Origin of the sequence: Nesterenkonia sphaerica (assembly GCF_005771565.1) — a bacterium.
GTDB lineage: Bacteria > Actinomycetota > Actinomycetes > Actinomycetales > Micrococcaceae > Nesterenkonia > Nesterenkonia sphaerica.
In genome coordinates this window covers 151,854-166,390 of sequence record NZ_VAWA01000003.1, presented here as the reverse complement: position 1 = coordinate 166,390, position 14,537 = coordinate 151,854, and the positions used below count along the sequence as shown (strand labels likewise).

The following is a 14,537-nucleotide window of genomic DNA, read 5'->3' as shown; positions in this document are numbered from 1 at the left end:
CTCCAGCGGAACCCGGGGACCTAATCCAAAGTGTGAATGGTCACCGGACCCCGGTCCTCTAAGCCCAGCTGTGCGGAAAGCGGCACCTCGTCCACGAGGACCTCAGCTTCGCGGGCGCCGGTAGCCGCGCGGGCGGTGGTCTCAATCTGCCGCAGCAGCTGCCAGGACTGGCATACGTCAGTGCTTCCCGGTGTGCCGGTCATATGCACCGTGACCCTCTCGCCGTCGTACTCGGCACCGGCGACGTCCAACCCGGAGGAGGCCAATGGGTTCAGAAATGCCGGGTCGCCGTGCTGCGAGGTGTCCATGGATGACAGGTACTCCAACGCTGAGGTGGTGGGATCGTCGGTGACCATGGGCACCGTGCGCATCACCGAGATGTAATTCTCACAGCCGAACATCTCCGTGCGGGCGATTTGGTGATTATGGGGCTGGTCAGGCCGAGCCGGATCGTCAGCATCATAGATCTCCCAGTCATACCCAGCGGGGCTGACCAACCCGATCGGAAGTGCGACGGTCTCATCGTCGTCGAATTCAGGCTCGGGGAGCGGATCGTCCCCGAAATCGTCCTCTGCCGCCTCTTGCCCATCCTCGGTCTCAGGATCGCCATCGTCAGAATCTCCACCACATCCGGCAACGCCGAAGAGCGCCAGAACAGCGAACGCGGAGACTCTCGCGCGCAGGGAAGGCCCAGAAATCATTGCTCTAGGATACGTTTCGGGACCGCCGTGGACCGAATCTTGCCCGGCCGCGGCCCAGTTCGGGCCCCCTGGAGCGGGGTCACAGGGGGCTGATCTGCGGTGATGCCGAGTCGGCGAAGACCGCCCTCTCAGAAGCGTCTCGGGTAGGGTGAGACCATGCCTATCAGGAACCGTCGAGCCGCTGCGCTGCCTGCCAAGCTGTCCCGCTCCTGGCTGCTCATCAACGCTGCCAAGGAGGAGGACTTCGCCCCCGGACTGGCCAGTGAAGCTGACTCCGTCATCTTTGACCTCGAAGCGTCGGTGCCGGACGACCTGAAGGTTTCTGCGCGCGAGTCGGTGATGAATGCGCTCAATGGTGGGATGACCGCCTGGGTGCGGATCAGCCCTACCAGCAGCGAGCACTGGGAGGACGACGTCGCCGCCTTGTCCCAAGCGGACGGACTGCGCGGAGTGATGCTGGCAGAGACCGAGCGCCCCGATCAGGTCACCTACACCGCCATGCGCCTCCGGGCTGGTACGCCCGTCATTGCGCTGGTGGAATCAGCTTTGGGGGTGGAGAACGCCGCACAGATCGCCTCGGCACCTGGCACATTCCGGCTGGCGTTCGGCACCAACGATTTCCGGAAGGACGTGGGGGTCTCCGCGGACCCGATGGCGCTTGCGTACGCGCGATCCCGGCTCGTGGTCGCCTCACGTGTGGGAGGCCTCCCAGGGGCCATAGACGGGCCCACCGAGGTCAACGCTGACGAGTCCACGATTGCAAAGGCCTGCCAAGTGACTGCCGATATGGGCATGACCGGCAAACTTTCGCTCAACCGCGCACAGGTGGAGCTGGTCAACCGGGGGCTGAGTCCTTCCGAAGATGAGGTCGCCTGGGCACTGGAACTCATTGCCGCACATGAGAGCGGAGCTGCCATCGGGGACGGCTCCTATCTTCCGCGGCTGGCCCGGGCGCAGAAGATTGCTTCCCTTGCCGATTCCTATGGGTTGTGGAACGCCTAAGCCGGATCCATCACCCGGATGCGGTCCGACCAATGAACAAGGAGGTTCTGATGGGCAAAGAGACGTTTACCGGTGACGTCGCGTTCGAGGTGCGCGGCCACTTGGGCATCATCACGCTGAACCGGCCCAAAGCCCTGAACTCTCTCACGGGCCTGATGTGTGAGTCGATTCGGGTGCAGTTGGCAGACTGGGCTGACGATGACGCGGTCGCCCAGGTGGTAATCCGCGGTGCTGGAGACCGGGGCCTGTGCGCCGGTGGGGATGTGGCCAGCGTCTACTGGGAAATGGTGGAGAAACAGCCCCAGGACGGGGGCATGCCGCTGCCCGGGGGCGTTCCCGGGTATCAGGCAGATTTCCGCGCTGAGGCATTCTTCGCCTCCGAGTACGCCATGAACCACTACATCGCGACCTACGCCAAGCCGTTCATCGCACTGATGGACGGTGTGGTTCTCGGCGGAGGCGTGGGCGTCTCCGCCCACGGGTCGCACCGGATCGTCACCGAACGCAGTCGCATCGGCATGCCGGAGACGACCATCGGTTTCTGCCCCGACGTGGGCGGGACATACCTGCTGGGCAGGGCCCCGGGTGAGCTGGGCGTCCACGCCGGCGTGACCGGCGTCCACCTCTCCGGCGCTGATGCCATACATTTGGGGCTGGCCGACGTCTTCATAGGCTCAGAATCCATCGATGATCTGATTCAGGCACTCACCGGCGAACACGTCGACAAGGTCCTGCCGGCGTTAGTCCGCGAGCCCGAACGCTCCGGGCTGCAGGACGCGGACTGGGTGAATCAAGCATATTCACAGGACAACCCCGTGGCAGTGGTGCACGCATTGGAGGAGATCGGCCAGCGGGTGCCCGAAGCCGCCGAGGCCGCGCGCACACTGCGGACCAAGTCGCCCACCATGGTCCACGTCGCCTTCCGGGCCATACGGGCCGCGCGGGAGATGCCGTTGGAGGAGGCGCTGAGCCAGGAGTACACCATTGCGGTGCACGCGCTGCGATCCCACGACTTTCGTGAAGGAATCCGTGCGCAACTCATCGACAAGGACCGTTCGCCCAGCTGGCAGCCCGACACCCTCGAAGGGGTCAGTGCGGAGTTGGTGGACCGCTATTTCTCTCCGGTGGAGTCCAGGGAACTGTCCTTCTCCCGAGCGTGACCTGGAGCGTGTCTGGTGAGCAGTAGGCGACGCACAGACCAGAAGCTGGATATGATCTGTGCAGCGACCGTGCCGCAGTTCGCGACACGCAGCGCACACGCTGCCAGCATCTGGGAGGACTCGCATGGAAGGCCGGGACGAGCACGCTCCGCCTCATTCTGCCCAGCCGCTGCGCATCAGTTCCCCAGTCCTGATCCTCGGCGGGCCCTCCCCGGCACGGAATGAGCTGACCCAACGGTTGCGCAGCCTGGACGTGAAAGTGCTGCAGTCGGCGAGCGCTGCTGAGGCACGGCAGCTTCAGCAGGAAGAGGCACCCAGACTGCTGGTGGTCGACGCTCGGCTCGCGCGGCGAGCACCGGCATTGGAAGACGCCGTGGATGATCTTCGGTCCGGCAGTAAGGAGACCGCGGTGTTGGCGTGGTTCGACGCCGACGCGCCGCAAGAGGACATCCTGGGCCTGTGCCAACCGGTGGATGACCACATGGTGGGTTCGATCGCCGTGGAGGAGTCTCTGCGGCGCCTGCACTTCCTCACTGGGCGCCTGCCAGCCCAACGGGACGGTGAGCGGCTCATCGTTGGCGACTTGGAGCTGAACACCGCAGTCCGCACCGTTACCCGGGCCGGGCGCGACATTGACCTGTCCGACACCGAATTCCGGCTGCTGCGGCTGCTGATGCGCCACGCACGCACCGTCCTGCCGAAATCACAGATTCTGCAAGAGGTGTGGGAATACGAATTTGCCGGCCAGGCCAATATCGTCGAGCTCTATGTGAGCTACGTGCGTAAGAAGATCGAAGCAGGCATGCCGCGCATGATTCACACAGTCCGCGGTGCCGGATATGTGCTGCGTCCCGCACGGGTGGAGGAGGACCAGCACCAGCCTGGAGACTGAACACGCCGCGGCAGCGGAGAGCTCAGCGCTGGCGCATCCGGCGAGAGGTGACCAACATACCGGTGCCCAGGGCGAGGCTCAGCGCCGCCAGACCTGCTGCGCCGAAGGTGGCACCGGCCCCCGTCATGGCCAAGGAGTCATATCGGTTTTCACCAGCATCTTCATGTGAGGTTTGGTTGCCAGTGTGATGACTGGTGCCGGGCATCGTCATTTCCGGCTCACGGGGCATCCCGGGCACCGGCAGCAGCAGGAGGTCTGCCGGCTCCTGCGTCTGCCGAGTATGGCTCGGCGGCGGCGACGAGACTGGGACGCTGGGGTCCGAGGGAAGAGTGTCGGGAGTCTGAGCTCCGGTGTTATCCTCCGCTCCTTCCGGGGGAGGAGTCGTTGCGGGGGCAGCGGGTGGGTCTGGGTCTTCCGGTGTTGCTGACTCCGTGACCTCCTGAGGCACTTCGACATTAACAGTGAGCCGCGTCGTGCCGTCTTCATAGTCCAGGGCACTGGCGACCACGGTGAGCGTGTCGGTGCCGTTCCTGTCAATAGGGGCCCTGTAGAGCAGTTGGCTGCCCTCCACCGTGATTGACCCGCCAAGCTGAGAGGGCGCGCCGACCGAGAGCGTGGCACCGGCGGGGGTGGTGTGGCAGTTGATGCTCACCTCTTGGCCGGCCTCAATGGTGACGTTGGTGCACTCCACGCGGACGTGTTCAGGGGAAGGTGCCGTGGCGTCCTCCTCGCCTTCCCGGTCCTCCTCCTCGTCGGTCTCCTGCTGCCGGACGTCCTGCTGGTCGGTCTCCTCGTCCTCGACGTCGTCGTCCTCTGTTCCCTCTGTGGGTTCTGAAGTGGGATCGGCGTCAGTCTCGGTCTCGGTGGGGCTGGGGCTGGGTCTGGGGCTCGGAGTGTCGGTCTCGTCGGCCGGGCTCTGCGTTTCCTCAGGCTCCGCTGTGGCGGGGGCGACGCCGACCGAGCTGAGCATCAGCCCAGAAGCCAGAGCGAGGGCGGCAATAATGCGCATAGGAAACCTGGGGAGTCCCCCTGCCGATCCGGAAAGCACAGAGCCAAGTGTAGGGCATGTGCCCTTGCGCCCAGGTCAGCGGGCTCTCCGGCTGGCTAGGTCAGGCGGCGCTCAGGCGAGGTGGTCAGAGCTGGGTCATCCTGTGCCAAGTGCCCAATGACGGCGTCGATGGACTCCATAGCGGCTGATTCGAGCTGCACCCCTGCTGCGGCCACATTGGAGGCGATTTGGTCAGGCCGCGAGGCGCCGACCAAGGCTGAGGCCACATTCGGGTTCTGCAGGACCCAGGCAATGGCCAACTGGGCGAGAGTCAGCCCGTGGTCTTGGGCGATAGGCTGCAGCTTCTGCACCGCCTCGAGGATGTCCTCATTCAGGTACCGTTCAATGAACTTCGCGCCCCCGTCGGCGTCGGAGGCTCGGGAGCCCTCGGGGAACGGCTGACCGGGCACATACTTGCCGGTCAGGACTCCTTGGGCGATGGGCGACCAGACGATCTGACTGATGCCCAGCTCCTCAGAGGCTGGAACAACCTCGGACTCGATGACCCGCCACAGCATGTTGTACTGGGGCTGGTTGGAAATCAGTTGGAATCCCAGCTCCTTGGCCAGTGCATGCCCGGCGCGCAACTGTTCGGCGGTCCATTCAGAGACCCCGATGTAGAGCGCCTTCCCGGACCGCACCACATCGGCAAAAGCCTGCATCGTCTCTTCCAGCGGCGTCTCGTAGTCAAAGCGGTGCGCCTGGTAGAGATCCACATAGTCAGTCCCCAACCGCTCCAGGGAGCCGTTGATGGACTCCATGATGTGTTTGCGGGACAGGCCGGTGTCGTTGGGGCCTTTGGGGCCGGTGGGGAAGTAGACCTTGGTGAAGATTTCCAGGGATTCGCGCCGCTGCCCGCGCAGCGCGTCACCGAGGACCTGCTCGGCCACGGTGTTCGCGTACACATCTGCGGTGTCGAAAGTCGTCACACCCACATCCAGAGCAGCGTGCACACACTCGGTGGCCACGTCATTCTCAATCTGGGACCCGTGGGTCAGCCAGTTGCCGTAGGTGATCTCAGAAATCTTCAGTCCGCTGTGGCCCAAGTATCGAAATTCCATGATTTCACCCTATCGGTGCGGCCAGCTCTGAGCCATAGACTTCAGGAATGGGCGCTGCGGCTACGGCCCTGCTCGAGTCCGATCAGCTCGTGGTCTGCCACGGTGACATGAACTTCGGGCGCAGTGACGATGAGTTGTGTTTCGACACCTGCGGGACCGCGCCTGACGTGGAGCGCATTCTTGCCTACCGCCAGCTCTGGGACGCTTCCGCCGCCTATAGTCGGGATCCATGACCATCTACATCGACCCTCCGGTCTGGCCGGCGCATGGGACAGTTTTTTCCCACGTGATCTCTGACGAGTCCTTGGAGGAGCTGCACGCCTTCGCTCGCGGCGCCGGCATCAGGGCGCGGGCCTTCGACCGCGATCACTATGACGTGCCTGCCCAACGGGTCCAGGACCTCGTGCGGCAGGGGGCAGTGCCGGTCAGCGGCCATGATGTGGCACGCATCCTTGCGGCTTCCGGACTGCGGGTGAAGGCGCGGGACCGTCCGGAGAAGCTGCGCGGCAGTCTGCTGCGCCGGTGGCGGGCCATGGCAGGTCCTGGAAGGAACGACGCCGCCGGTGACGCGTGGGAGGCTGTGGGCCAGGACTTGGTACAACGCTGGAGTGAGCCGCACCGGCACTATCACGCGCTGCCTCACCTGCTCTCCGTGCTCCGCGTCTCGCATGCGCTGGCCCAGGCCGGGGAGCTGCGCGGTGCCCCGTACCGGCCAGTCGCCCTGGCCGCCTGGTTTCATGACGCAGTGTATGCAGGCAACGCCGGCCAGGATGAGCAGCAGTCAGCTCACCTGGCCCAGCAGCAGCTCGATGGTCTGCTTCCTGACGACGAGGTCGAAGAGGTGGCCAGGCTGGTCCGCGGCACGGCCACCCATTCACCCTGGGAGGGCGACGCTGCCGGAGCAGTGCTGACCGATGCTGATCTCGAAGTTCTGGCTCGCCCGGCCCATGAGTACCTCCGCTATGCCGCACAGGTGCGCGCTGACTACGCCCACGTGGGTGAGCAGGACTTCATCCGGGGGCGGGCGGCGGTGCTGCGCACGCTGATGGCGGCCCCGCGCCTGTTCCACACCCATACCGGAGAACTGCAGTGGGACGCCGCGGCGCGGAAAAACATCTCGGCTGAGTTGAAGGACCTCGAGGTGCGAGGCCGGCACTAGACACCGAACAGATGCGCCGTGCCGCACCCCCAAGTGGGCTACTGCATAGTAACCTAGCTGAATGCATGTGATTTTCCGGACTCTGCTCATCCTGCTCAAGGCACGCCGTCGCTCCCGCCTCACGCCGTGGGAGTCCTCGCAGATCACCCTGCGTGCGATGCCCACCGATGTCGACATCCTGATGCACATCAACAACGGTCAATACTTCAGTCTCTTTGATCTGGGCCGTTACGACATGATGGTCCGTTCGGGCCTGTGGGCAGGGGCCAAGAAGCGCGGCTGGCACCCGGTGGTGCAGGCCGAGCAGATCACCTTCCGCAAGTCGGTCAATGTCTGGACCAAGTTTCAGATCCACACCAAATTCATCGGAGTCGATGATCGTTGCTTCTACATCGAACATCGAGTGGTGGTGGACGGGGAAGTCTACGTCCGCGCCCACATCGCAGGACGGTTGATCGGCAAGGACGGGCCGGTGCCCGTCGCTGAGATTCTCCAGATGGCCGGTGCGGCGGGTCATCCTGTGCCGGAAAACTTCGAGGTCGGCGAGGACCTACGTACCTGGAGGCGGACCTTCGCCCTGCCAGCGTCTCGCAAACCGGCACCGCATACCGGATTCTGAAGGCCTCTGGCCTGCCACGTGCGGAACGCCCCGGTGGTGCCTCCCTGGGGTGGTTAGTCTTGGCTCATGGAACACACCGTGGTCAGCATCCGCCGGTACCCTGTGAAGTCTATGGGTGGGGAGTCCTTGGTGGCTGTCGAGTTGGATTCCCGTGGGTTGGCGGGGGACCGTGAGTACGCGGTGCGGAACCAGGAGGGCAAACTCGCCTCCGGCAAGAATGGCAGCCGTTTCCGGCGCTACGACGCCGTCTTTGACTACACTGCCCGCACGCGGGAGGGGACTGTGTGGGTCGCGGGGGGAACCGGCACGTGGGTGGTGGGCGATCCTGACCTGAACCGTGAGCTCTCCCGGGCTTTCGGGGCGCCAGTTGAGGTCACGGCTGAGTCCGACGCACCTCACTTTGACGGGGGTGCGGTCTCGGTCATCGGCACCGCCACGCTGCAGTGGATGGCTCAGCAGTGGGGCATCCACGCCGATCCCCGGCGCCTGCGGGTGAACCTGCTGTTGCAGACCGAGGAGCCCTTCATTGAGGAGACCTGGATAGGTCACTCATTGGCCATCGGGGCCACCCGCGAGGGTGCAGCCGAGGTGGTGATGGAGGAGAAGATTCCACGCTGCCGCACAGTGGACGTGGATCAGGACGGCACTCGAGCAGCCGGGCGCATGCTGCCGCTCCTGGGGCGGTACCGTGAACTGTGCGTGGCTGTCTACGCCCGTGTCTCGGTCCCCGGCAGGATCGCCCAGGGAGATCGGGTATGGCTCGGGGAGCCCTCGGAGGTTGCCTGAATCACGCTCCGTTCGGGTGTCTCCAGTTTCGATACGCCGAGATGGTCAGGAGGGCCACGGCTGCCCACCCCGCCGCGACCGTCGCGCCAGTGAAGACGGAGGGGTCTGCAATGAATGCGCCCACGGCTACCAGGGAGAACTGACCCGGGATGCAGGAGACCAGGCTGGCCAACACATAGGGGGTGTGTCTGACCCCGAAAGCTCCGCTGCCGTAGTTGACCGGCCAGTATGGGAATCCGGGCATCAGCCGCAGCGTAGCGACCGCGTAGAAGCCGGAGCTGCGCAGATGCTGCTCGAGGGGGTCGCGGTGCCGGCCCAGCAGTTTGCTCATCGTCCGCTTGCCCAGACCGCGGGCTACCCAGTAGGCGGCCCAGCAGCCGAGCATCACACCGACAACGGACAAGATGGTCCCGGTGATCACATCAAAGAGCAGCCCGCCGGCCACCGCCATCAGGGTCACCGGGATCGGCGTGGCGGCCACCAAAGCATAGAGCCCCACGAAAGTGATCCACCCGGCCCACCCCACTGCTTCGATGTTCTGCTGAAGCTGGTGCACCGGGGGGAGTTCGACATTGAACACCACCCAGAGGAGCCCGAGCAGCACCAGCGCCAGGGCCATGTTCCGCACGATCGTGAGCCACCGCTCTTCTGCGGGGAACTCCGGTTCGCTGCTTGACCGTGCCATGTATTAGTTCACCGAAGCTGGGGGCCGCGGAGCTCGCCGCTGGCTACCGCCATCCGAGGGCGCGCTGACGGTTCACCTGCAGCGTGGCCCGGCGGATGGTGAACAGCGAGATGATGGTGCCGATGGCGAAGAATCCCACCGTGACCAGAAAAAGTATGCCTTTGATGTACTTGCCGAGGTAAAAGTACTGCAGACCCGCTACGAAGAAGAACCCCACTATGGTCAGGACCAGGGCCAGCCCCGGATCTTTCTGGGGACCGTCGTATGCGCGGGAAACCATGGGCCCAGTGTACTCGCGCGTTCTGCGGCCCACGAGCCGAGATTCGTTCGAGGCCGGGTGGGCGCTCTGCGCGGGTCGGCCAGCGACCTCAGACGCGGTTGATCTCGCGCCGATTCCAGCCCCAGATTCCGCTCAGCAGGCCTATGAGACCTAATGCGCTCAGTGCCAGAATGGGTGCCCAGGTGACGTCTTCCACCGGGTACTGTGCCAAATGGCCGAAGATGTTGACCTGGTGGAACACCTCAGGCAGGTCCAACAACTGGCCGAATGTGATCATGAAGGCGCAGTATCCGATCAGCGTCCACCCCACCGGGCCTGCAGCGCGCGGCCACCAGCCGAACAGGGCGGTAACAATGCCCAGTACCGCCAGCACCGCTGGCAGCTGGAGAACACTGGCGGCGACGCAGTAGACAAAGTAGCGGCCTGCATCCGCCTCCAGGACCGCAGCTGCGCCCAGGCCCATGCCGAGGCCCACCAGCAGGAGCAACAGTGCCGCACCGCCCAGGATCACCACGAGATGGGTACCCAGCCACTTGGTGCGGCTCACCGGCGCGGAGAGAAGCAGCTCCGCGCGGCCCCGGCGTTCCTCGCCCCTGAGCTGGGTGAGGCCACCGACTCCGGCCGCGGCGACAAAGATTGCCAGGAAGACACCCCGATGGGCCAGATATCCGAGCACCATCGATTCCCCGGTGAAGATCTGGCGAATTTCTTCGGGAAGGTTCTCACCGGCATCCAGCAGTGTTTGAGCGTACGCCCCGAAGACAAGACCGGCCAGCACCAAGCCAATGCCCCACCCCCGCAACCCGCCCTTGAGGGTTCTGACGGCCAGGCCCAGCGGAGACCCCAGCGCCGGCCGCGCGTACTGACGGCCCAACCGGGTTGGCACAAGACTGGCCTCCAGGTCTCGCCGGGTGCTCAGCCAGTAGCCGATCCATAGCTGTACGGCAGCGGTGCCGAACAACAGCGCCAGGATCCACCAGCGGTCCTCCACGTAGGGCGCCGTCTGCTGCGCCCAGCCCAGGGGAGAGAACCAAGACAACACGCTGCCGCCCTGGGCAGCCATGTCTCCGCCCATTCGAATGACGTAGGCCGCCGCCAATGCGGCGCCGGCCATTGCGCTGCAGGCGCGGGCAGAGGCGCTCAGCTGGGCGCTGATTGCAGCGGTTCCTGCAAAGAACAGTCCGCTGCCGGCCCCGGCTGCGGCCACCAGTGCGGAACCCTCGGCCGCGTATCCGGCCGTCAGGGCTCCGCCGAAGACCAGGAGCCCCGCGGCGAGATTGAGCAGGACCACCAGGCTGAGAGTCGCCGACAGTGTGGCGTGGCGTCCCACAACATTGGATCTCAGAAGCTCCGCACGCCCCGACTGTTCTTCTGCGCGAGTGTGGCGGACCACGGTGAACATGCTCATCAGTGCGATGAGGAGGTAGATGAAAAGGACGTAGCCGGCGGAGAAGAACCGTTCGAAGGTTGGTGCCTCCATTCCGAAGGCGGGGCCGGTCATCAGGCGCCCCACCGGATCGGTAAACAGGGTGGCCAATTGGGCTAGCTCGGCCTCGTCCTCAGCGATGACCTGTATGGCGTGGGCGAAGTAGAAGCCCAGCAGTCCTATTCCTGCGACCCACACCGTGGAGCGGAAACGGTCCCGGCGCAGCATGAACCGCAGCAGACCCAGTGTGCCGGTGAACGTTGCGGGACCGCTGGCCCTAGCCGGTGCTGGGCCCGACTGTGCTGCGAGGGCACTCATGGTGCTGCCTGCTCGGGGGTGTCCTGAGCGACTTCACGTGACGGCTGTTGACCGTAGTGTCGCATCAGCAGCTGCTCCAAGGTCGGGGGGTGGGCCACCATCCCGTGGACACCGAGTTTGACGATCTCTGCCATCACATCGTGGATATGCTCTCCGTCGACTTCGAAGACCGACCGACCTCCAACGGTCCGGTAATCATGGACGAACCTGAGGCTGGCCAAATGTCCGGCGGGGCGACCCGATTCGATCTCGAACGTGGTGCGAGTCATGTGCCGCAGGTCGGACAGCGAGCCGGACTCAACGATGTGCCCGGCGCGGATAATGGAGATCCTGTCCGAGAGCGCTTCGACCTGGGCCAGTATGTGGCTGGAGAGCAGCACGGTGCGACCCTCACTTTTCGCCTGGTGAATGACGTCTTGGAATACGGCCTCCATCAGGGGGTCAAGTCCGGCGGTGGGCTCGTCCAGCAGCAGCAGGTCTGTATGTGCAGCCAGCGCGGAGATCAGTGCCACCTTTTGCCGGTTGCCCTTGGAATAGGTGCGGGTCTTCTTCCGCGGGTCGAGGTCGAATCTTTCAATCAGCTCATCGCGCCGCGCGCGGTCGTACTTCCCGCGCAGGCGCAGGAACATATCGATCACCTCACCGCCGGTGAGGTTCGGCCAGAGCTCCACATCCCCCGGCACATAGGCCAAGCGCTGGTGCAGCGCGACTGCGTCGCGCCAGGGGTCCAGCCCGAAGACCTTGACTGTCCCGGAATCCGGGCGCAGCACCCCGAGCAGCACCCGCATCGCCGTGGACTTGCCGGACCCGTTGGGCCCGAGGAAGCCGTGGACCTCACCGGGCAGAATCTCCAGGGTGAGGTCGTCGAGCGCGCGGACCGGACCGAAGCTTTTGTGGACTTCATGTGCCTCGATGACAGCATTGCGTTGGCTCATTGGTCGTCCCCTTTTCTCGAAAACGAAGGATCTTCGTGCCTGCTGCGCCGGCTGACTGCGGTCACACTTGCGCCGAGGCGCCGGCGCTTCGGGTGCCCGGCACCAGCCGGTCCAATGCCTCCTGCATGTGCTCTTCGATCGCGTCAACCAGTCCGGCCGAATCGCCTGCGGCGATCGCCTCGGCAATCCTGCGGTGTTCTGCCACCTGGTCCTCCGGGTCCCGATACGTGCCCTGAAGCGCAGTCAGGCACATCCGCGTCTCCACCATCAGTGTCTGGTGCATCCGTTGCAGCCGCGCACTACCAGCGCTGTCGACCAGGACCTCATGAAAGTGCAGATCAGCGTCAGAGAGTCGGTCCAATGTGCCGTCTTCGGCGGCCTGCTGCATCGTCTGATAGGCGTCCCGCAGTTGTGCAATGGCCGTCTGCCGGTGCTGCCGGATGATCGTGCGTCCGGCGGCTGTCTCGATCGCAATGCGGGCGGCGTAGAGGTCACGGATCTCGTGCTCATCGAGTTCCTTGACGAACAAACCGCGGTTGGGCTCTGCGCGGACCAGGCCCTCTTGGACCAAGCGCTGTGTGGCTTCACGCAGGGGGCCGCGACTGACCCCGAACTCCGCAGCTAGGTTCGCCTCCGAGAGCTGGGCTCCTGGGCTGAGCCGGCCGTACATAATCGCCTCACGCAGCTGACGGGTGATGAGCCCGGCGGTGGACTCGCGGTTAACCCGCTTGAACGACTGGGGGCTGGACATTGATGCTCCGATCCATGGATTGTTGACAATCCATTCTAGTCAGGCGAGGAAGAGATCAGGCGCTCCGGGTTCAGCAGTGAGCCCAGTGCTGGCAGCTGGGGCTGGGCGACTCCTGCGATGCGCATCCCCTCCCAAATGGTGACTTGGTTTGCCGTCAGCACCGGTTTGCCCAGTGCCTGCTCCATCTCCTCGACCCAGGTCAGCGAGTGCATGGCCGTATCCGGGACCACCACCGCCTGGGCCGCCGGGACGTCAACGTGGCGAATCATTGCGAACAGCTCCGCACGCGGCAGCTGACTCACCGCCTGGGCGGTGAAGACGCCCTGTGCTTCAAAAGCAACCGGTTCGACGCCGCCGGCACGCAGGAATCCCACGAAGTGCTCAGCAAGTTCTGCCGGGTATGACGCCGCCACCGCCACCCGGCGCAACCCCAGCCTGGTGAGGGCGCGGACAAAGCCGAGGGAGGTCGAGGAGACGGGCACGCCGGTGGCCTCAGTCAGTCGCCGCACTTGGGAATGGGCTCCTTGCCATCCGAAGACGAAGCTTCCGGAGGTGCAGGCCCACATGAGGGAATCCACACGCTGCTGTGTCAGCAGACGTTGGGCTCCGGCCAGCAGGCGCGGGTGGGAGCCCGTTTCCCGCAGCGCCTGTGGTGTGTGTTCATCCACTCCGATGGTGGTGATGGCCACCGGCAGCCTCACCGGCGGGGCCTCAGCGTCCTGAAAGGTGGAATCCAACGTGGAGAAGTCATCCTCGGCCGCATGGCCGGGGTAGAGAATGCCGACGGTGACACGAGCGTTCATGCTGGCGCTGCTCCTTCCCGGGTATGCTCCGGCGAGGCCGTCGGAGCGGGGGTGAAGCAGTCGCGCAGTGCCGCGCCGGGGCCCAGATACTCCCGCTCCGCTCGGCGCAAAGCAGCCCAGATGGTGGTCTGGTTCGCTGAGAGAACCGGTTTTCCGAGGTCCTGTTCGAGCTGATCGAGCACCTCGTAGGTCGGCAGATTGGTGCAGGAGATCAGCACGGCCTCAGCATCGGGCGCATCTGCATTCCGGACCAGGTCACGAGTGGTATCCCAGGGCACCGTCCAGATGCGTCCGGCCAGTCCCAGGTGTGCGGTGTGCACCAGGTCGATCCCCGCCTCGGCGAAGAACTGCTGGAACAGCGCGGCAATCGAGGGGTCATAGGGGGTGGCGGCGGCAACCGAGGTGACCCCCAGTGCATGAAGAGCTTCAAGCAGGGAGCCCGCGGTGGTCACCGCCGTGGGGGACACCTCCGGTGCGGGATCAGGCCACTGCTCGGGATAGGCGAGGGCAGCCTCCAGGGTGCGCATCGCTTTCGCTGAGGCCTTGCGTCCGGTTTCGGAGATCAGGTGAGTGAGGCGCCGTTCGCCCACCACACCCCGGACGAAGCTGCCTGAGGTGCAGGCGTAGATGTACCCAGCAGGGCCCGTGGCGGAGACTGAGCGCACCGCAGCGCGGATCACCTCGGGACGGGAGATGGCTCGGGCCTGTTCGACGGTGACGGTCAGTGGTTGAAACGGGGTGCGGGCGAAGAGCAGGTCGAGTTGTTCGAAACCGAATCTGTCCCGGGAGAACTGCCGCAGCTCTCGATCCAGAGCCATGTCATAGGGGACCACCGCACCAATGGGAGTAGCGAGTGGGGGCGGGTCTGGAGGGTGTGCCGGTGTCATAGGAGCCCCTTGCGCGACGGCGAC

The 14,537-nt window shown here is 64.9% G+C and carries 17 protein-coding genes and 1 pseudogene; 7 read left to right on the top strand and 11 right to left on the bottom strand.

Going from position 1 to position 14,537, the window contains the following annotated elements:
• Positions 1 to 20 precede the first annotated feature (20 nt).
• Positions 21 to 701, bottom strand: a complete 681-nt coding sequence (locus tag FEF27_RS03695; protein ID WP_138169479.1) for a hypothetical protein — start codon at positions 699 to 701, stop codon at positions 21 to 23.
• A gap of 156 nt (positions 702 to 857) precedes the next feature.
• On the opposite strand from FEF27_RS03695, the gene FEF27_RS03690 reads away from it, so the two are divergent.
• From FEF27_RS03690 to FEF27_RS03680, 3 genes are all read left to right on the top strand, one after another.
• Positions 858 to 1,703, top strand: coding sequence for an HpcH/HpaI aldolase/citrate lyase family protein (locus FEF27_RS03690; RefSeq protein ID WP_138169478.1), 846 nt, complete (start codon positions 858 to 860; stop codon positions 1,701 to 1,703).
• Positions 1,704 to 1,753: 50 nt separating this feature from the next.
• Positions 1,754 to 2,863: an enoyl-CoA hydratase/isomerase family protein gene (locus FEF27_RS03685; RefSeq protein ID WP_138169477.1), complete on the top strand. Its 1,110-nt coding sequence runs from the start codon at positions 1,754 to 1,756 to the stop codon at positions 2,861 to 2,863.
• A 124-nt stretch (positions 2,864 to 2,987) separates the two neighbouring features.
• Positions 2,988 to 3,755 carry a winged helix-turn-helix transcriptional regulator gene (locus FEF27_RS03680; RefSeq protein ID WP_138169476.1) on the top strand — a complete coding sequence of 256 codons (768 nt, stop codon included), beginning with the start codon at positions 2,988 to 2,990 and terminating at the stop codon, positions 3,753 to 3,755.
• Between the two features lie 22 nt (positions 3,756 to 3,777).
• On the opposite strand, the gene FEF27_RS03675 is transcribed toward FEF27_RS03680, so the two are convergent.
• Both FEF27_RS03675 and FEF27_RS03670 read right to left on the bottom strand, forming a co-directional pair.
• Positions 3,778 to 4,803 (bottom strand): hypothetical protein, encoded by a 1,026-nt coding sequence (locus FEF27_RS03675; RefSeq protein ID WP_138169475.1) that lies wholly within the window; start codon positions 4,801 to 4,803, stop codon positions 3,778 to 3,780.
• Between the two features lie 56 nt (positions 4,804 to 4,859).
• Positions 4,860 to 5,864, bottom strand: coding sequence for an aldo/keto reductase family protein (locus tag FEF27_RS03670; RefSeq protein ID WP_138169474.1), 1,005 nt, complete (start codon positions 5,862 to 5,864; stop codon positions 4,860 to 4,862).
• Positions 5,865 to 5,911: 47 nt separating this feature from the next.
• Between FEF27_RS03670 and FEF27_RS03665 the strand changes: the two genes are divergently transcribed.
• The 4 genes from FEF27_RS03665 (at position 5,912) to FEF27_RS03650 (ending at position 8,428) form a co-directional block, all read left to right on the top strand.
• Positions 5,912 to 6,097, top strand: a complete 186-nt coding sequence (locus tag FEF27_RS03665) for a hypothetical protein (protein ID WP_138169473.1) — start codon at positions 5,912 to 5,914, stop codon at positions 6,095 to 6,097.
• A complete protein-coding gene (locus FEF27_RS03660) occupies positions 6,094 to 7,023 on the top strand; it encodes a DUF4031 domain-containing protein (RefSeq protein WP_138169472.1) in 930 nt (309 codons plus the stop codon). The genes FEF27_RS03665 and FEF27_RS03660 overlap by 4 nt, the downstream gene beginning before the upstream one ends.
• 61 nt (positions 7,024 to 7,084) lie before the next feature.
• Positions 7,085 to 7,642, top strand: a complete 558-nt coding sequence (locus tag FEF27_RS03655) for an acyl-CoA thioesterase (RefSeq protein WP_138169471.1) — start codon at positions 7,085 to 7,087, stop codon at positions 7,640 to 7,642.
• A gap of 66 nt (positions 7,643 to 7,708) precedes the next feature.
• Positions 7,709 to 8,428 carry an MOSC domain-containing protein gene (locus FEF27_RS03650; protein WP_138169470.1) on the top strand — a complete coding sequence of 240 codons (720 nt, stop codon included), beginning with the start codon at positions 7,709 to 7,711 and terminating at the stop codon, positions 8,426 to 8,428.
• Position 8,429: 1 nt separating this feature from the next.
• Here FEF27_RS03650 and FEF27_RS03645 read toward each other — a convergent pair whose 3' ends face one another.
• From FEF27_RS03645 to FEF27_RS03615, 8 genes and pseudogenes are all read right to left on the bottom strand, one after another.
• Positions 8,430 to 9,113, bottom strand: coding sequence for a TVP38/TMEM64 family protein (locus tag FEF27_RS03645; RefSeq protein ID WP_243729011.1), 684 nt, complete (start codon positions 9,111 to 9,113; stop codon positions 8,430 to 8,432).
• Positions 9,114 to 9,156: 43 nt separating this feature from the next.
• The gene (locus FEF27_RS03640; RefSeq protein ID WP_138169469.1) at positions 9,157 to 9,393 is read right to left on the bottom strand and encodes a TM2 domain-containing protein; all 237 of its coding nucleotides are present in this window, start codon (positions 9,391 to 9,393) and stop codon (positions 9,157 to 9,159) included.
• An 88-nt stretch (positions 9,394 to 9,481) separates the two neighbouring features.
• The gene (locus FEF27_RS03635; RefSeq protein ID WP_138169468.1) at positions 9,482 to 11,137 is read right to left on the bottom strand and encodes an ABC transporter permease; all 1,656 of its coding nucleotides are present in this window, start codon (positions 11,135 to 11,137) and stop codon (positions 9,482 to 9,484) included.
• Entirely contained in the window at positions 11,134 to 11,649 is a 516-nt protein-coding gene (locus FEF27_RS13955; protein WP_481850141.1) for an ATP-binding cassette domain-containing protein, read from the bottom strand. The genes FEF27_RS03635 and FEF27_RS13955 overlap by 4 nt, the downstream gene beginning before the upstream one ends.
• Positions 11,647 to 12,009, bottom strand: a pseudogene (locus FEF27_RS13950) (ATP-binding cassette domain-containing protein); the annotation flags it as partial. The pseudogene FEF27_RS13950 and the gene FEF27_RS13955, both read right to left, overlap by 3 nt.
• A 124-nt stretch (positions 12,010 to 12,133) precedes the next feature.
• Complete coding sequence (locus tag FEF27_RS03625) at positions 12,134 to 12,823, bottom strand: GntR family transcriptional regulator (protein ID WP_138169466.1); 690 nt, start codon at positions 12,821 to 12,823, stop codon at positions 12,134 to 12,136.
• A gap of 35 nt (positions 12,824 to 12,858) precedes the next feature.
• Positions 12,859 to 13,626 (bottom strand): maleate cis-trans isomerase family protein, encoded by a 768-nt coding sequence (locus FEF27_RS03620; protein ID WP_138169465.1) that lies wholly within the window; start codon positions 13,624 to 13,626, stop codon positions 12,859 to 12,861.
• A complete protein-coding gene (locus FEF27_RS03615) occupies positions 13,623 to 14,513 on the bottom strand; it encodes a maleate cis-trans isomerase family protein (RefSeq protein ID WP_166429896.1) in 891 nt (296 codons plus the stop codon). Before FEF27_RS03615 ends, FEF27_RS03620 begins: the two co-directional genes overlap by 4 nt.
• Positions 14,514 to 14,537: the final 24 nt, after the last annotated feature.